The organism is Microbacterium enclense (assembly GCA_038182865.1).
Taxonomy (GTDB): Bacteria; Actinomycetota; Actinomycetes; order Actinomycetales; family Microbacteriaceae; genus Microbacterium; species Microbacterium enclense_B.
On record CP116226.1, the window covers coordinates 1,131,212 to 1,147,728 of the forward strand.

The 16,517-nt window shown below is 70.2% G+C and carries 15 protein-coding genes; 4 read left to right on the forward strand and 11 right to left on the reverse strand.

The window, feature by feature from the left end:
- Position 1 precedes the first annotated feature (1 nt).
- The 5 genes from PIR02_05280 to PIR02_05300 all read right to left on the reverse strand — a co-directional run bounded on the left by PIR02_05280 (position 2) and on the right by PIR02_05300 (position 5,278).
- Positions 2–1,366 carry a glycosyltransferase gene (locus tag PIR02_05280; protein WZH38081.1) on the reverse strand — a complete coding sequence of 455 codons (1,365 nt, stop codon included), beginning with the start codon at positions 1,364–1,366 and terminating at the stop codon, positions 2–4.
- A 113-nt stretch (positions 1,367–1,479) separates the two neighbouring features.
- Positions 1,480–1,839 (reverse strand): hypothetical protein, encoded by a 360-nt coding sequence (locus tag PIR02_05285; GenBank protein ID WZH38082.1) that lies wholly within the window; start codon positions 1,837–1,839, stop codon positions 1,480–1,482.
- Positions 1,836–2,918 (reverse strand): serine hydrolase, encoded by a 1,083-nt coding sequence (locus PIR02_05290; protein WZH38083.1) that lies wholly within the window; start codon positions 2,916–2,918, stop codon positions 1,836–1,838. Before PIR02_05290 ends, PIR02_05285 begins: the two co-directional genes overlap by 4 nt.
- A gap of 186 nt (positions 2,919–3,104) precedes the next feature.
- Positions 3,105–4,547 (reverse strand): HAMP domain-containing sensor histidine kinase, encoded by a 1,443-nt coding sequence (locus PIR02_05295; protein WZH38084.1) that lies wholly within the window; start codon positions 4,545–4,547, stop codon positions 3,105–3,107.
- The gene (locus tag PIR02_05300) at positions 4,544–5,278 is read right to left on the reverse strand and encodes a response regulator transcription factor (GenBank protein WZH38085.1); all 735 of its coding nucleotides are present in this window, start codon (positions 5,276–5,278) and stop codon (positions 4,544–4,546) included. Before PIR02_05300 ends, PIR02_05295 begins: the two co-directional genes overlap by 4 nt.
- A gap of 121 nt (positions 5,279–5,399) precedes the next feature.
- On the opposite strand from PIR02_05300, the gene PIR02_05305 reads away from it, so the two are divergent.
- The 4 genes from PIR02_05305 to PIR02_05320 all read left to right on the forward strand — a co-directional run bounded on the left by PIR02_05305 (position 5,400) and on the right by PIR02_05320 (position 10,155).
- Positions 5,400–6,866 (forward strand): ABC transporter permease, encoded by a 1,467-nt coding sequence (locus tag PIR02_05305; GenBank protein WZH38086.1) that lies wholly within the window; start codon positions 5,400–5,402, stop codon positions 6,864–6,866.
- Between the two features lie 25 nt (positions 6,867–6,891).
- Positions 6,892–7,599 carry an ABC transporter ATP-binding protein gene (locus PIR02_05310; GenBank protein WZH38087.1) on the forward strand — a complete coding sequence of 236 codons (708 nt, stop codon included), beginning with the start codon at positions 6,892–6,894 and terminating at the stop codon, positions 7,597–7,599.
- A 267-nt stretch (positions 7,600–7,866) separates the two neighbouring features.
- Positions 7,867–8,409, forward strand: coding sequence for an SRPBCC family protein (locus tag PIR02_05315; protein ID WZH38088.1), 543 nt, complete (start codon positions 7,867–7,869; stop codon positions 8,407–8,409).
- A 69-nt stretch (positions 8,410–8,478) separates the two neighbouring features.
- The gene (locus PIR02_05320) at positions 8,479–10,155 is read left to right on the forward strand and encodes an FAD-binding dehydrogenase (protein ID WZH38089.1); all 1,677 of its coding nucleotides are present in this window, start codon (positions 8,479–8,481) and stop codon (positions 10,153–10,155) included.
- 13 nt (positions 10,156–10,168) lie between these two features.
- On the opposite strand, the gene mnhG is transcribed toward PIR02_05320, so the two are convergent.
- Genes mnhG through PIR02_05350 form a run of 6 tightly spaced genes read right to left on the reverse strand, consistent with a single transcriptional unit; the run spans position 10,169 to position 16,472 of the window.
- On the reverse strand, positions 10,169–10,549 hold the full coding sequence (mnhG, locus tag PIR02_05325; GenBank protein ID WZH38090.1) for a monovalent cation/H(+) antiporter subunit G: 381 nt from the start codon (positions 10,547–10,549) through the stop codon (positions 10,169–10,171).
- Positions 10,546–10,815, reverse strand: coding sequence for a monovalent cation/H+ antiporter complex subunit F (locus tag PIR02_05330; protein ID WZH38091.1), 270 nt, complete (start codon positions 10,813–10,815; stop codon positions 10,546–10,548). The genes mnhG and PIR02_05330 overlap by 4 nt, the downstream gene beginning before the upstream one ends.
- Positions 10,812–11,426, reverse strand: coding sequence for a Na+/H+ antiporter subunit E (locus PIR02_05335; protein ID WZH38092.1), 615 nt, complete (start codon positions 11,424–11,426; stop codon positions 10,812–10,814). Before PIR02_05335 ends, PIR02_05330 begins: the two co-directional genes overlap by 4 nt.
- Positions 11,423–12,979 carry a Na+/H+ antiporter subunit D gene (locus PIR02_05340; protein ID WZH38093.1) on the reverse strand — a complete coding sequence of 519 codons (1,557 nt, stop codon included), beginning with the start codon at positions 12,977–12,979 and terminating at the stop codon, positions 11,423–11,425. The genes PIR02_05335 and PIR02_05340 overlap by 4 nt, the downstream gene beginning before the upstream one ends.
- The gene (locus PIR02_05345; GenBank protein ID WZH38094.1) at positions 12,976–13,548 is read right to left on the reverse strand and encodes a Na(+)/H(+) antiporter subunit C; all 573 of its coding nucleotides are present in this window, start codon (positions 13,546–13,548) and stop codon (positions 12,976–12,978) included. Before PIR02_05345 ends, PIR02_05340 begins: the two co-directional genes overlap by 4 nt.
- Entirely contained in the window at positions 13,545–16,472 is a 2,928-nt protein-coding gene (locus PIR02_05350) for a Na+/H+ antiporter subunit A (GenBank protein ID WZH38095.1), read from the reverse strand. Before PIR02_05350 ends, PIR02_05345 begins: the two co-directional genes overlap by 4 nt.
- Positions 16,473–16,517 lie beyond the last annotated feature (45 nt).

A 16,517-nucleotide genomic window follows, 5' to 3' on the forward strand; every position in this document is an offset into this window, starting at 1 on the left:
TTCACCGCCGTGCAGGGCGCGCCACGACGTCTTCGAGAAGACGTGCGAACGTCTCGCCCACCGCCTCGGGGGTCAGTCGCAGCGACTGTTCCCGTGCGCGTTCCGACATCTCGTCGCGTGCCCCGTCGTCGGTGAGAAGTGCGGTCAGTGCCTTCGCGAGTCCCTCCGTGTCGCCGGGGGCGACGAGGACGCCTCCGGCGCCGACGTAGTCGCGCGGCCCGTAACAGACGTCGAAGGCGACGACGGGCAGCCCGCTCGCCAGCGCTTCTCCGATCGCGAGATTCTGTCCTTCGAACAGGCTGGTGCACAGGAAGACGGAGGAGACCGCCATCGCGTCGCGGACGCGGTCGGAGTATCCGTGGAGGTGGACGCTCCGCGACAATCCACGCTCGTCGATCAGGTCCTGCAGGGGATCTCGGAGAGGGCCGTCGCCGTAGATGTGGAGGTGCGCATCCGGGACGCTCGCCACCACGTCCGGCCACAGGGTGATGGCGGCATCCACGCGCTTCTGGTCGACGAGCCTGTTCACCATCAGAACGTCACCGGCTCCCCGCGGGCGAACAGGAGGGGTGTCGGCGGGCGCGATCGGCGTGGGGATGGCGACGGAGCCCTCGTGGGCACCGAAGCGCTCGACCACGTCGTCTTCCTGTGTCGCGGTGGGCCAGATGACGGCGTCGAAGCGGTCGAGCAGGTCGAGCCATCTGCGCCATCCGTCGTCTCGCAGCGGTGACGAGGGCTCGCACGGGGCGGCGAGGTGCGAGTTGTGGACGGTGTGCACGATGCGCACGTTCTCGTCCCTCCAGTCGGCGATCAACTCGCCGATCTGCTTCGACTCGCAGATCACGACGACACACCGCTCGTCATCGGCGGCCCGCGTGCGCAGCTGCGCCACCACCCTCGTCAGCCACGCCATGTAGAGGGCCCCGAAGCCGGTCATGATCCGGGGGCCGCCCTGTCCACCGACCACGACGGGAGCTTGCGTGAGGTGCCAGCGGGGGTCGTCGCGGATCACCGGCAGGGAGATGATCTCCCTCCCCTCGTCGTCGCGGATCGGACGGTAGGCGGTGTCCGGGTCCGCCCCTCCGTCCTTCGCCTGCGCGTACAGCCAGGACGGATCGGCGAGGACCTCGTCGAAGAGGTTCCGGATCTCGACGTCCGCCTGCGGGTCGTCGCGGAACGCCTGTCGATGGTTCCTCGCGCGCTCGTCCGGGTCACCGACGTCGAAGGTGAGCAGGAGGGGGCGGGACACACCGATGGAACGGAGCAGACGAAGACGCGAGGCGACCGCGACGGCGTATCCGCCGTCGCGGTGCGGCGCCAAGCGGCTGGTGAGGACAATGACTTCTGCATCGGGGGGCGGGGGCATCGTCCGATCCTCATAGCGGGTACATAACGGGGCCCTCATCGTCGCTATGCACAAGCTGTGTGTCAGGGTGGTTGACGTCGGGTCATCCGGCCCCATACGGAGAGGCCGGCCGCTCACCCCGCCACGACGATCGCCAGCGCCACGACTCCCCCTCCCAGGATGCCGCCGAGCACGAGTCGCACCGCGCGGAGCGCTCCGCGACGGCGGGTGCGCCGCCACGGCACCACCGCGAATCGCCGCGCAGCACCGACCGTGCCCGCCGCCGTGAGCACGACCGCCGCACCCCACAGAGCGGGAGAGGCCTGCGTCCAGTCGACGAGCAGCGAGGCCGCGGCGAACGCGACCACGACCCCGAAGGTCTCGGCCAGGATCATGAGGCGGTCGCGGAGGGAGAATCGTCCCCCGAGCCACGCGCGCACGGCGAAGAGAGCGGTGACGGCGACGAGGAGGACAGCGAGGATGACGGCGATCATCGCGCAGCCCCCTTCGTGAGCACGGCGTACGCGACCGCGTCGACATTGGCCGCTGTGTCGTCGAGCACGAGACCCGCGCGTCCGTTCGTGCGGTCGAGCATCATCGCCGAGGTGAAACCCCCGGTGGCGCCGTTGTGGAAGGTGATCGGGGTCCCGTCGACGTCGAGTGTGAACCAGAACCACCCGATCGGGCCCGAGGACGTCTCGTGCCGTGGGTCCATCGCGGACGCACCCGGCGCGGTCCCCTCCAGCAGCGCCCGCAGGAAGAGGGTCATGTCGTGGGCCGTCGAGCGTACGCCGCCCGCGGGTGCGTGGCCCCCGATCGCCCACTGATCCTGCACCACGCCGCGGGCGCTGTAGCCGCGGGTGTCGATCGGCCGCAGCTCGTCGGCGGTGAGCGGCAGGGTCGACTCGGTCATCCCGAGCGGTTCGAACAAGCGCGTCGTGAGGAGCGTCGGGTAGTCCATACCGGCGCAGCGGGCGACGGCCTGCCCGAGCAGCGCCGTGCCCAGGTTCGAGTACTCGAAGACCCCGCGTTCGCCGACCTGCTCGGTGCGGGCGAGGGCGATCATCTCGTCGGCGGTGATCACGTAGGGGTTCTTCCCCCGCAGAGTGCGCACGAGTGTATCGCCCTGGAACGCGGGGTCGCTGAGCAGGCGAGGAACACCGGACAGGTGGGTGGCGAGATCGTCGAGCCGCACCGCACCGATCGCGCTGCCGGCGAGCTCGGGCAGGCAGACCTCGAGCCGATCGTCGGCGGAGACCTCACCGCGCTCGATGGCATCCTGGAACAGCAGGCCCGTCATGGTCTTGGTCGCCGACCCGATCTCGAACGGCGCGTGCTCGTCCACCCCGAACCCGGCGAAGCGTGTGCGATCGCCGTCGATCGACACGACGACCGCGTGGTGCCGCTGCCCCGCGGCCAGGAGGTCGTCGCGCACGGCCGCCGCGAGCGTGGCGTCTCCGGTCACCCGGTCGGAGAGGGCCGGGGGTCGCGGCATGGCCAGCAGGCCGACCGCGAGCGTGAGGAGCGGCGCCACCGCCATCGCCACGGCCGTCAACAGTCGTCGTCGTGTCATGGTTCCAGCCTCGGGGGCGGTGCCGTCCTCTGCCAGGGTCGCGGTGTCACGACGCGGCATGACATGTGTCACGGTTCCCGGGGCTTCGCCGGGCTCAGCCACCCGCGCCGCGCCCGCCTCGCGCCGAGCCAGGTCGCTCGCGACCCCGGTCCCTGAGCCCCTCGAAGGGACCGGAACCCACCCCGCTCAGCCCGGCAGCCGGACCTCGAACACCGTCCGCCCCGGCACGCTCTCGACGGAGATCGAGCCGCCGTGCGCCGTGGTGATCGCCTCCGCGATCGACAGTCCCAGCCCCGTGCTCCCGGCATCCCGGTTGCGCGAGTCGTCACCGCGGGCGAAGCGGTCGAACAGCCGCTCGGTCACAGCCGGGTCGATTCCCGGACCGGTGTCGCTCACGCGCAGGACGGCGTCGGCCCCCTCGCGTGCGAGCGACAGCGTGACCGTCGTCCCCGCCGGTGTGTGCGTCTGGGCGTTGCGCAGCAGATTCGCGACGACCTGTCGCAGGCGGTTCTCGTCGCCGGTCACCGAGATGAGGTCGTCGGTGACGTCGAGGCGCCATTCGTGCGTGGCATCCGCCGCGTGGGCATCGCTCACCGCGTCGACGGCGAGCAGCGTCAGCTCGACCTCGTCGCGGCGGAGCGGCTGCCCGGCATCCAGCCGTGCGAGCAGGAGCAGATCATCGACGAGCGATGCCATGCGTCGCGCCTCCGACTCGATCCGGTCGAAGGAGCGGGCCTGGGTGGGCGTCATCGGCGCGTCCTCGCCGAGCGAGAGCTGCGCGTACCCGCGGATGCTCGCCAACGGCGTGCGGAGCTCGTGGCTGGCATCCGCGATGAAACGCCGGAGCTGCTCTTCGCTGTGATGCCGCGCGGCGAGGGAGGACTGCACGTGTCCGAGCAGATCGTTGAGCGAGGCGCCCACCCGTCCCACTTCGGTGTCGACATCGGTGTCGGTGGGCCCCACACGATCGGGGATGTCGACGGCTCCGGCGCTGAGGGACAGCGTCGACACGCGCTGCGCGACGTCGGCCACACGGTCGAGGGGGCGAAGGCTCCGACGCACGAGGAGCGACAGCCCGAGCACCGCGACGACGAGCGTGACGGCCGAGACGGCGACGAGGATCGCCGTCAGCGCGGAGGTCGTCGCGGTCACGTCGGCCTGCGAGATCCCGGCGAAGACGGTCGTGCCGTCGTCGACCGCCGCCGCGACCCGGAACGCGCCCAGGTCCCCGCCGAGATCCACCCCGGTCGGCGAGCGGTCGGTCGGCACGGCCGACCGCAACAGGGCGACCTGCTCGTCGGTCAGCGTCACCTGGGTTCCGTCGGCGCGCGTGTACCCGGAAGTCGCCACCGTCCCGTCCGAGCGAATGATCGCCTGGAGGGTCCCGACGCGCGGCGCCGGGCTTCCGGCATCCCTCCCCGGGGGACGATCGTCGCTCCCGTGGTTGCTGAAGGCGTCACGACCGATGGCGAAGGACAACCCCTCGCGCACCTGCTGGTCCAGTCGGTCGAGCGTGAACGAACGCAGGGCGAGGATCGTGGCGATGCTCATCACGATGAAGGCCAGCAGGACGAGCGCGCTCGTGCCGACCACGAGTCGGCGCCGGAGGGTCCACCGACGGCGGGTCATGGCGTCTTGATCGTGTAACCGACGCCGCGCACCGTGTGCAGCAGCGGCTCACCGAGCGTGTCGATCTTCTTTCGCAGGTACGAGATGTAGATCTCGACCACGCTGCCGTTGCCGCCGAAGTCGTAGCTCCATACCTGGTCGAGGATCTGCGCCTTGCTGAGCACGCGACGCGGGTTCTGCATGAGGTAGCGGAGAAGCTCGAACTCCTTCGCGGTGAGCTTGATCGGGATGCCGCCGCGCTCGACCTCGTACGACTCCTCATCGAGCGTGAGATCGCCGACGCGCAGGCGCGGGTCGGCGTCGGCCACGGCCGCGACGTGACGGCGTGCCATTCCCCGCAGCCGCACGACGACCTCCTCGAGGTTGAACGGCTTCGTGACGTAGTCATCGGCCCCGGCCGAGATTCCGGCGATGCGGTCCTCCACCGCGTCCTTCGCCGTCAGGAACAGCACGGGAGCGTCGTTGCCGGCCGTCCGGATGCGGGTGAGCAGCTCCATCCCGTCGACGCCGGGCATCATGATGTCGAGCACGAGCAGGTCGGGCGCGAACTCGCGGATGACGCCCAGCGCCTCCTGTCCGTTCGCGGCGGTGCGCGCGTCCCACCCCTCGTTCTCGAGGGCCATGCGCAAGAGGTCGCTGAGGTTGGCCTCGTCGTCCACGACGAGGACGCGGACCGGCGAGCCGTCGGGACGGGTGAGGGGTGCGGGGCGGGATGCCATAGGAGCCAGCATGCCCTCTCCCTCACCCCCGCGTCACGGGACATACACGCTTCATAGGAACGGTGAGGGAGCGGTGAGGGTGCCGTTTCTACCGTCGGCTGAACGGCCGCACCCCGCGTCCGAGAGGAGAAGCATGTACGGCACCTACCTGCGGCGCGAACTCGCCGGCCGCACCAAACAGACCGTGATCGTCGCGGTCGGACTCGCGATCGCCATCGCGCTCGTCATCGTCGTCAACGCCCTCGCGGCGGGCGTGCGCGACGCGCAGTCGCAGGCGCTGTCGTCGGTCTACGGCGTGGGCACCGATCTGACCGTCACGGGCGCACAGACCCAGCCCGGCGAGGGCGGCGGCGGACCGCGCTTCGACTTCGGAGCCGACGACGGAGCGACCACCGACGGCACGACCACACTCAACCAGTCGCGCCTCACGACCGACATGATGCGCGGCACCCTCGACGCCTCCGCCGTCGCGACGGTGGCCGGACTCGACGGGGTCTCGGCCGCGACCGGGGCGCTCGCTCTGACGAACACGTCGTTCTCGGGGGAGATCCCCGACTTCGACGCGCAGTCCGGCAGCGACGGTGCCCCGCAGATGGGCCAGCCCCCGGCGGGAGGACCGAACGGCGACGGCGGAAGCGCCTTCGGCATCGACTCGTTCAGCGTCCTCGGCGTCGACCCGTCGGCATCCGCCGGCCCGCTCTCCTCCGTCACGGTCTCGGACGGACGCGCTCTGGCCGCGTCCGACGCGGGAACCGATGTCGCCGTGGTCGACGCCACCTACGCCGCGAGCGCCGGACTCTCCGTGGGCGGCACCGTCGATGTCGGCGGCACCGCGATGCAGATCATCGGGATGGTCTCATCGGCGTCGGCCGACGCCGACACCGCCGCCAACGTGTACCTCCCGCTCGACGTCGCACAGACCCTCGCCGGAGCGGGAGACGTCGTGTCGACCGTCTACGTGCAGGCAGATTCCGCGGATGCCATCGACGCGGTGCAGGGCGAGATCTCGGCCGCGCTCCCCGACGCCACCGTCAGCTCGCAGTCCGAGCTCGCCTCGACCGTCTCGGGGTCGCTCTCGAGCGCATCGGCGATGATCTCGAACCTCGGGACATGGCTGTCGATCGTCGTGCTCCTCGTGGCGCTCGCCCTCGCCGTCCTTTTCACGATCTCGGGTGTCGCACGACGCACGCGCGAGTTCGGCACGCTCAAGGCCATCGGCTGGTCCAACGGGCGCATCGTGCGACAGGTCGCGGGCGAGTCGCTCACCCAGGGACTCATCGGGGGCGCCGCCGGACTGATCCTCGGGCTCGGCGGCATCCTGCTCGTCAACGTCATCGGACCCACGATCTCGGTGTCGTCCTCGACCGCGCAGGGCGGACCCGGCGGCCAGGGCGGTCCCGGCATGGGCGGCCGAGGCATGGGCGGGTTCGGCCAAGCCGCCGCGCAGGCCACCGACATCGTGCTGAGTGCGCCCATCACCCCCGTCGTCGTCATCGCCGCGGTCGGCATCGCGGTGCTCGGCGGTGTGCTCGCCGGAGCGTTCGGCGGATGGCGCGCCGCCCGCCTCAGCCCCGCCGCCGCCCTCCGCTCGGTCGCGTGACCGGCATCCCTTCGAAGGAGACACCATGACCCTCATCACCCCCACAGACACCCGCACCGCCTACCGACTGACGGGCGTGACCCGCACCTATCGTCAACGCGAGCGGACCGTGCAGGCCCTCGCGGGCATCGACCTCGAGATCGCCGCGGGCGACTTCGTCACCATCCAGGGTCCCACCGGCGGTGGCAAGTCCACCCTGCTGCAGATGCTGGGCGCGCTGGACCGCCCCACCGCCGGTGAGGTCGTGCTGGGCGACCTCGACGTCGCGCGCGCGTCGAACGCGGAGCTGGGGCGCGTCCGGGCGGCGGAGATCGGCTTCGTGTTCCAGGGGTTCAACCTCATCCCGACCCTGACGGCAGCCGAGAACGTCGACATGGGCCTGGAGCCGCTGGGACTGGACCGGCCGGAGCGGTTGCGCCGGATCGCGGAAGCCCTCGTGCGGGTCGGGCTGTCCGATCGCCACGATCACCGCCCCGGTGAGCTGTCGGGCGGTCAACAGCAGCGCGTCGCGATCGCGCGAGCGATCGCCAAGCAGCCGCGGGTGCTGCTCGCCGACGAGCCGACGGGCAACCTCGACGAGCGCATGCGCGACGAGATCCTCGACGTCCTCGAGACGCTGAACGCCGAGGGCCTGACGCTCGTCGTCGTGACGCACGATTCCGCGGTCGCCCGACGGGCACGCCGCCGCCTGCGCCTCGCGAACGGTCGGATCACCGACATCACGCGCGGCTGAGGCCGCACGCCCCGGCCCTCGTCACGAGCGGAGGGCCAGGGCGGCGCCCCCGGCTACCTCTCTCCGCACGCCCCGCCCTCCCTCTGTCACATCGCGCGATCCCCCCTGACGAGCGAAGGCCCGGGGACAAGGGCAGGACTACCCCGAGGCATCCGCCCTCCGCTCGTCCCCCCTCCCTCCGTCACGCCCCGCGCGGCACCCCGTCAAGGGCCGCCGACCCCGCCCACCGCGCCCCTAGAGTCGAACCACGTCGACCGGAGGGATGCCATGGCCGCCCGCAACACCCGCCTCATGCACTGCACGCCCGACGATCTCTTCGCGGTCCTCTCCGACGGGTGGCTCTACCCCGTCTGGGTCGTGGGAGCCGCGCGCATGCGCGACGTGGACGAGGAGTGGCCGAAGGAGGGCTCCCGCATCCACCACTCCCTCGGCGTCTGGCCCGTGATGATCCACGACCAGACCGAGCTCGTCGAGTGGGATCCGCCGAGGCGGCTACGGTTGCGTCCCGAAGCCGGCATCCTGGGTCGAGGAGTCATCCGCATCGACGTGCGCCCGCACGGCGACAAGATCGCGGTGACGATCGTCGAGGAGCCCGTGTCGGGTGCGGCTTCGGTGCTGCCCTCCCTGCTGTGGAGGCCCCTGCTCGTCGCCCGTAACCACGAGTGCCTCAACCGTCTCGCGTTCCTCGCCGAGGGCCGGCGCGCGGAGCGGGAAGCACGGGAGCTCGACCATCGCACCGAGACGCCCGACCCCGAAGAGGGGACTCCCTCTCCTCAGGCGCAGGAAGACGTGCGCGAAGCCGGCATCTGACCCGCCGTCCGCCGGAGGGGAGAGAATTCCAGAGAGCGCGTCGACGCCGAGGCGCGGAACGGGGAGCGCATGGATGCCGACGTCATCGTCATCGGAGCGGGCCTGGCCGGTCTCGTCGCGAGCGTCGAGCTCGTCCGTGCGGGCAAGAGCGTGCTCATCGTGGACCAAGAGAACGCGGCGAACCTCGGCGGCCAGGCGTACTGGTCGTTCGGCGGGATCTTCCTCGTCGACTCCCCCATGCAACGCCGGCTCGGGGTGAGGGACTCCTTCGACCTCGCCTGGCAGGACTGGCAGGGATCGGCCGGATGGGACCGTCTCGACGGCGAGCACCCCGAGGACGAGTGGGCGCAGAAGTGGGGCCGTGCCTATGTCGAGTTCGCCACCGACGAGAAGCGCTCCTGGCTCCAGGAGCAGGGCGTGCGCTTCACCCCGGTCGTCGGCTGGGCCGAGCGAGGCTCCCTGTCGGCGGGCGGGCATGGCAACTCCGTCCCCCGCTTCCACGTGCCGTGGGGAACAGGCACAGGGATCTCCGAGCCCTTCGCCGACCGGGCTCGCGCGGCCGCCGATGCCGGGCGGATCGTCTTCCGCTTCCGTCACCGCGTCGACGGCCTGACGTTCACGGACGGCCGGGTCACCGGCATCCATGGTTCCGTCCTCGCCCCGGACGACTCCCCGCGGGGTGTCTCGTCGTCGCGCGACGAGGTATCGACGTTCGACCTGTCGGCGCAGGCGGTCGTGATCGCCACCGGCGGCATCGGCGGAGATCATGACCGCGTGCGCGCGTGGTGGCCGGAACGTTTGGGAACCCCGCCGAAGAAGATGGTGACGGGGGTGCCGGCGCACGTCGACGGGCGCATGCTCGACATCGCGGCGACCCAGGGCGTGCGGCTCGTGAATCGCGACCGCATGTGGCACTACACGGAGGGCGTGCAGAACTGGGACCCGGTGTGGCCCGGGCACGCGATCCGCATCCTCCCCGGACCGTCGTCCCTGTGGCTGGACGCGCGCGGCCGCCGGCTCCCCGCACCCGGCCTCCCGGGGTACGACACCCTCGGCACCCTGCGGCTCCTGCGGACGACGCCCGACCTCGCCGACTACGACTACTCATGGTTCGTGCTCGATCAGACGATCATCAAGAAGGAGTTCGCCCTCTCCGGCTCGGAGCAGAACCCCGACATCACGAACCGCGACCGCCCGCTGCTTCTGCGGAGCAGGCTCGGGCGATCGGCACCGGGCCCGGTGGAGGCCTTCAAGACGCGGGGCGCCGACTTCGTCGTGGCCGACACCCTCGACCAGCTCGTGCGCGGCATGAACGATCTCACCGGTGACGACCTCCTCGACGAGACGGCCGTTCGGGAGCAGATCGAGGCGCGAGATCGCGAGCTGGTGAACCCGTACTCGAAGGATGTGCAGGCGATGGGGATCCGCAACAGCCGCCGGTTCCTCGGCGACCGGATCTTCCGCACCGCGAAACCGCACGCCCTGCTCGATCCCGCCCACGGTCCGCTGATCGCGGTGCGGCTGTGGATCGTCACGCGCAAGTCGCTCGGCGGCATCCAGACCGATCTGCAGGGCCGCGCGCTCGACGACGAAGGCCGCCCGATCGAGGGCCTCTACGCCGCGGGCGAGGCGGCGGGATTCGGCGGCGGAGGCGCCCACGGGTACAACGCGCTGGAGGGGACGTTCCTGGGCGGGTGTCTCTTCACCGGGCGCACGGTCGGCCGCGCGATCGCCGCGGCGCTCTGACCCGGCCGCCCGTTCAGCTCTCGGGCCGGGACTCCTCGTGCGTGGACCCCGGGTTCTCGGTGCTGTGGTCCAGGTCGTCGACGTAGAGGTTCGCCTCGTCGGTCGTGCGGTTGCGGTACGCCGCCCGGCCCACCATGTGCGCGGCGAGCGGCGCGGTGGCGAACTGGATGAGGACGATCGGGATGCCGAAGGCGAGCGCCTCCCACGACCGCAACGCCAGCTCGACGGCGACGACGATCAACAGCACGCCCAGCACCTGGGGCTTCGTCGCCGCGTGCAGACGGGTGGGAACGTCGCGCCACCGCAGGAGGCCGATGGTCGCCGTCAGACAGAGGATGGCGCCGATGAGCACCAGCACGAGCGCGGCCGTGTCGAGGATCGATTCGAGGGTCATCGCGGGTTCTCCCTCCGCGCGACGAAACGGGCGACGGCGATCGACCCGAACACGCCCACCGCGGCGATGATGAGCATCGCCGGCAGCGACCGGGTGTGGTGGTTGATCACCATGTCGGCTCCGAGGATGCACACCACCTCGGTCAGCAGGACGTCGGCGGCCACGGCACGGTCGAGGATCGACGGACCGATGACCAGGCGGATGAGCGCGAGGACGGCGGCCGCGGCGAAGACGACGAGGATGACGGCCACGAGGACGGTGGTCACAGGGGGGTCCTCCCCTCTCTCGGCGATGCGGTGCCGTGGTGGGCGTCGGCCTCGGACTCGGCGATCTTCGCGCGGAGTTCCTGCAGCTCCTCCTTGGAGCCGACGGCCCGCGTGATGCGCGCCTCCCATCCGAGCACGACGCGGCGCTGGTGCTCGGCATCCGCGTCGCTTCGCACCCCGATCGTGTGCAGATAGAGGGTACGGTTCTCGCGGTCGACGTCGACGATGAGCGACCCCGGGATGAGGGATGCCGTGACCGCGGTGTGCGCCATGATCACGTCGTCGTCGACACGGAGCGGGACCGCGAGGATGGCCGCCCCCGGCTGGCGTCGGACGTCGAGGACCTGCCACGCCACGATCAGCGACCCGCGAATCACGGCTCCGAGGAACGTGACGACGAAGACGAGGCCGTACCAGAGGTTGATGCGCCCCGACAGCTCCACGGGCGGGAGGCGGAAGACGCGCGTGACGAAGACGGCGGCGGCGAGGCCCGTGAGGAAGGCGAGCCAGGTGAACTGGCCCCACAGCATCATCCACAGGGCGACGAGCCACACCAGGAAGGGCAGCTGGTGCAGGAAGAGCGACACCTGCGATCGACGCGACGGGCTCATTGCTGACCCGCCTGTTCCTGCACCTGCACGAGGCTGACGCCGTCGGTGATGGTGACGCCCGCCCGCAGACACATGTCGAGGAGAGGGCCGGCGAACACGGTCAGCGACACGGTCACGGCCACCATCCCCACCGTCGCCAGCGTCATGATCCGGGGGATGGTGCGCCGCTCGGTCGAGATCGTCGCCGCGGGCGCATTGCCGAGGTAGGCGATGCGCTCGAGCGTCTCGGTGGAGTCGTCGTTCTCGCGCCAGAACGAGAGGTTCCACGCGCGCATCAGGGCGTACAGCGTGAGGATCGAGGTCGCGATGCCGCCGACGATGAGCACCATCATCACGGGCGTGCCCACCTGGGCTGCCGCGTCGAACAGCGCGTACTTGCCGATGAAGCCCGAGAACGGCGGGAGTCCGCCCAGGTTGATGGCGGGGATGAAGTAGAGCACGGCGAGAAGGGGAGCCGCCCGCATGAGCCCCTTCACCTTGAGGATCGAGGTGCTGCCCGCGCGGCGCTCGATGAGACCGACGGCGAGGAACAGGGTCGTCTGCACGATGATGTGGTGGACGATGTAGTAGATCGTCGCGCCGACCGCGAGCGGCGTGTTGATCGCCAGCCCGAAGATCATGTAGCCGATGTGGCTGACGAGCGTGAACGACAGGATGCGCTTGAGCTCGGCCTGCGCGACCGCGCCGAGGATGCCGACGATCATCGTCGACAGTGCGACCATCATCAGCAGGAAGTTCAGGTCGTTCGCCACGAACAGCTGGGTCTCGGTACGGATGATCGCGTAGACGCCGACTTTCGTCAGCAGGCCCGCGAACACCGCCGTGACGGGGGCCGGAGCCGTCGGGTACGAGTCGGGCAGCCAGAACGACAGCGGGAACACGGCCGCCTTGATCGCGAACGCGAGCAGCAGCATGAGGTGAAGGATCGTCTGGGTGTCCTGCGGCAGCTGAGCCATCCGCTCGCTGATCTGCACCATGTTCACGGTGCCGAGGGCACCGTAGACCATGGCGATCGCGGCGAGGAAGAGGATCGACGACACGAGCGACACGACGATGTAGACGACGCCCGTGCGGATACGCGACTCGGTGCCTCCGAGGGTGATCAGCACATACGAGGCGACGAGCAGGATCTCGAAGCCGACATAGAGGTTGAACAGGTCGCCCGCGATGAAGGCGTTGAAGATGCCGGCGCCCAGGATCAGGTAGGCCGGGTAGAAGATCGAGACCGGCGTGTCCTCGTCGTTGTCGGCCGCGCCCTGACCGATCGAGAACAGCAGGACCGCGAGGAGCACGATGCTGGTGACCACCACCAGGAGGGCCGCGAGCACGTCGACGTAGAGCACGATGCCGAAGGGGATGTCCCAGCCGGCGATCGCGACGGCCAGGGGACCGTGGGTGTCGACCTCGACGAGGAGCACCGCACCGAGCACGAGCACCGCGGTGAGCGACGCCACCGACACCACGATCTGCGTCTTCTTGCGGCGACCGAAGATGAGGTTGATGGCGGCGCCGATGAGCGGGATGCCGACGAGCAGGGGCACGAGTGCGCTCACGGGCGATCACCGTCCTGGGTATCGCGGGTGTCGTTCTCGTCGTCGCGGCGCACGGCCACGCGATCGACGGGGGCGTCGTCGACGAGCTGCGAAAGGTCGCCCTGGTGCAACACACGGATGGGCGACGCGACGTCGCCCACGAAGTCGGTCGTGACGTCGTCGTCGTCCGAGCGGGACTCCTCGTCCATGGCGTCCTCGGGCTCGTCCGCGGTGCGCGTGCGCAGCGCGATGTCGTCGGCGTCGTCGATGACGGTATCGGCCTGACCCAGCTGCCAGGAGCGGTAGATCAAAGCGAGCAGGAACGCGGAGATCCCGAAGGTGATGACGATGGCGGTCAGGGTGAGGGCTTGCGGAAGGGCGTCGGACATCTCGGCGGAGTCCGTCTGCCCCCCGTCGTAGAACGGTGCCTTGCCCGGAACCCCCATCACGACGAGCAGCAGCAGATTGGCCGCGTTGCCGAGCAGGAGGAAGCCGATGAGCACGCGTGTCAGGCTGCGCTCGAGCATGGCGTACACGCCGCACGCGAAGAGGACCGCCATGACGATGACGAGGACGAGAGAGATGCTCACGAGGCCACCACCTCCGCGTCCTCGGGGTGCTGCGACTGACGGTCGACCTCGGCACCGAGGCTGCGGAGCACGTCGAGCACGAGACCGATGACCACGAGATAGACGCCCACGTCGAAGATCGTGCTGGTGACGAACTCCCAGTGCCCGATGAGCGGCAGCTCGCCTTCGAAGGTGAAGCTCTGCAGGGGCGCGAAGCCGAAGAACATCGGCACGAGCGCGCAGAGCACCGCGATCGCCATACCCGCGCCCAGCAGACGACCGGCGTCGGTGGGCGCGGCGGCGCCCAGTTCCCACCGCCCGCCCGCGATGTAGCGCATGACCAGGCCCATACCCGCGACGAGACCGCCGGCGAAGCCGCCGCCCGGCAGGTTGTGACCGGCGAACAGCAGGTACAGCGACACGATCATGATCGAGTGGAACAGCACCCGGATGATGATCTCGAGGAGGATCGAGCGGTTCTCCGGCTGCACCTTCGCGCCCGACACGAGCCACGCCCGGGGAGCGCCGCTCTCACCGACGCGCTGCGCCCGCACCCCGTCCTCGGTCTCGACGAGGGGGCGGCGACGCCCGAGGCCCGTGCGGCTGCGAGCCGTACCCGAACGCCGTGAGAGGTTGTCACTGCGGTCGGTGATGAAGACGAGGGATGCCACGCCCGTCGCTGCGAGCACGAGCACCGACAGCTCGCCCATCGTGTCCCATCCGCGCAGGTCCACCAGGGCGACGTTGACGACATTGCGCCCGTGCCCGATCTCGTACGCCAGGGGCGGCCACTCGAGCGAGACGGGGAGGTCTTGGCGCGCGCCCGTCGCGACGATCGCGACGAGGGCCATGGTGAGGCCGACGCCGGCACCGAGGATCGCCCGGGCGATCGGCGCCACCGAGGCGTTCTGCTCCCCCATGCGGGCCGGCAGACGCCTCAGGACGAGAGCGAACACCACGAGCGTCACGGTCTCGATGAGCACCTGGGTGAGGGCGAGGTCGGGCGCCCCGCTGGTGGCGAACAGCACCACCATGCCGAGACCGGTCACCGACACCAACGCCACGCCGGTGTAGCGCTTTCGGGCTCGCACGGCCAGGATGCCCGCGGCGATCATGAGCGGAGCCGAGAGAAGCTGCGCCGGAGACTGCCACGCGTCCAGCTGCGCGCGCCACTCGCTGGACGCGAGTAGGGCGGTGCCTTCGGCCACCACGAGCACCACGAAGATCGTGCCGACGTAGAACGGCAGCGAGCCGCGCTGGAACCGGGCGGTCACCCATTCCGACGTGTGGTCGATGCCGCGCAGCGCGACGTTGTACGCGTCGTTCGCGGTGAACGGCAGCACGCGGCGCCGCTTGTGGAGCTGTGTCTTCCGGACGACCCAGAAGATCCCCGCGCCGAGGGCGAGCGTGCCGAGCGAGATGAACAGCGCCGGCTCGAGGCCGTGCCAGAGCGCGAGGTGGTACGGGTACGCGGGGGCGGGGACTCCCGCGGTCGCCTCGGGCAGACCGTCGGCGTACGGAGCGAGCCAGTGATCGACGATCGGCGACAGCACGCCGAGGGCTAGAGACGCGGTGGCCAGCAGCACCGGGGCGGCGAGGAAGCCCAGGGGCGGGTCGGGCCACTCGGTCTTCTCGACGTCGCGCTTGGACCCGTACGCCCCCCACAGGAACCGGATGCCGTACGCCGCCGTCAACGCGGAGCCCAGCACGATCCCGATCAGGGCGACGATGCCCCATCCGGCTCCGGCCTCGGCCTCGTGCAGCAGCGCGGTGAGCGCCGTCTCTTTGGCGACGAAGCCGAGGGTGGGGATGACTCCGGCCATCGAGAAGACCGCGATGAACGTCGCCGTCGCCATGACGGGCGCCTGCCGGCCGAGCCCGGAGAGCTCGCCGATGTCTCGGGTGTTCAGCTGGCGGTCGATCACGCCGACGACGAGGAAGAGGCACGACTTGAACAGCGCGTGGCTCAGCAGCAGGGCGACGCCGGCGAGAGCGGCATCCCGGGTTCCGTAGCCGAGCATGACCGTGAGGAATCCGAGCTGGCTCACCGTGCCGAAGGCGAGGATGCGCTTGAGGTCGCGTTCGCGCAGAGCCTGGAAGCCGCCGAGCAGCATCGTGAAGACACCGAGCGTGATCAGCGTCGGCCGCCAGAACGGCGTTTCGGCGAACGCCGGTGACAGGCGGGCGATGAGGTAGATACCGGCCTTCACCATCGCCGCGGCGTGGAGGTAGGCACTGACCGGAGTCGGGGCAGCCATCGCGCCCGGGAGCCAGAAGTGGAACGGGAAGATCGCCGACTTGCTCAGGGCTCCGACGAGCAGCAGGAGCACGGCGATGTCGACGACGGTGCCGGTCGGCGGGTCGGCGAGGATCGTCGACAGGCTCGACGTGCCCGACTGCACCACGATCAGCACGACGCCGATCAGCATGACGAGCCCGCCCAGCGTGGTCACGAGGAGCGCCTGGAGGGCCGCACGACGGCTGGCCGCGCGGCCGTGGTAGTACCCGATGAGCAGGTACGACAGGACGCTCGTGACCTCCCACAGCATGATGAGCACGACGATGTCGTCGGTGAGGACGAGTCCGTACATCGCACCCGCGAAGGCGAGGAGCACGGCCGAGAACTGCCCTACGCCCTGCGTCTTGCCGCGGAAGTACCAGCGGCAGTAGAGCATCACGAGAGCGCCGACGCCCGTGACGACGAGCGTGAGCAGCCAGCCCAGCACGTCCATGCGCATCGAGAGCGAGACGCCGAGCGCGGGGATCCAGCGGTATTCCTCGAAGGGAATGTCATCGGAGAAGACAGCGGGCGCCACCACGATCGCCTGCGCGAAGGCCAGGGCGGGGAGGATCGCCGCGAGATAGAAGGCCCGTGCACCGATGCGGTTCACCAGCCAAGGCAGCAGGAGGGGAACCAGAGTGAACGCGCCGAGGAGTGCCAACAAGGTGGGGGCCTCCTCGGGGTCGACGGGCGCTCGGCCTCGGCTCTC

Excerpts from the sequence above, each read along its gene's own strand:
- PIR02_05290 (WZH38083.1), bottom strand. The coding sequence starts at position 2,918 with ATGACACGACGACGACTGTTGACGGCCGTGGCGATGGCGGTGGCGCCG.
- PIR02_05315 (WZH38088.1), top strand. The coding sequence starts at position 7,867 with ATGGCCGCCCGCAACACCCGCCTCATGCACTGCACGCCCGACGATCTC.
- PIR02_05295 (WZH38084.1), bottom strand. The coding sequence starts at position 4,547 with ATGACCCGCCGTCGGTGGACCCTCCGGCGCCGACTCGTGGTCGGCACG.
- PIR02_05285 (WZH38082.1), bottom strand. The coding sequence starts at position 1,839 with ATGATCGCCGTCATCCTCGCTGTCCTCCTCGTCGCCGTCACCGCTCTC.
- PIR02_05310 (WZH38087.1), top strand. The coding sequence starts at position 6,892 with ATGACCCTCATCACCCCCACAGACACCCGCACCGCCTACCGACTGACG.
- PIR02_05300 (WZH38085.1), bottom strand. The coding sequence starts at position 5,278 with ATGCTGGCTCCTATGGCATCCCGCCCCGCACCCCTCACCCGTCCCGAC.
- PIR02_05305 (WZH38086.1), top strand. The coding sequence starts at position 5,400 with ATGTACGGCACCTACCTGCGGCGCGAACTCGCCGGCCGCACCAAACAG.
- PIR02_05320 (WZH38089.1), top strand. The coding sequence starts at position 8,479 with ATGGATGCCGACGTCATCGTCATCGGAGCGGGCCTGGCCGGTCTCGTC.
- PIR02_05335 (WZH38092.1), bottom strand. The coding sequence starts at position 11,426 with ATGAGCCCGTCGCGTCGATCGCAGGTGTCGCTCTTCCTGCACCAGCTG.
- PIR02_05280 (WZH38081.1), bottom strand. The coding sequence starts at position 1,366 with ATGCCCCCGCCCCCCGATGCAGAAGTCATTGTCCTCACCAGCCGCTTG.
- mnhG (WZH38090.1), bottom strand. The coding sequence starts at position 10,549 with ATGACCCTCGAATCGATCCTCGACACGGCCGCGCTCGTGCTGGTGCTC.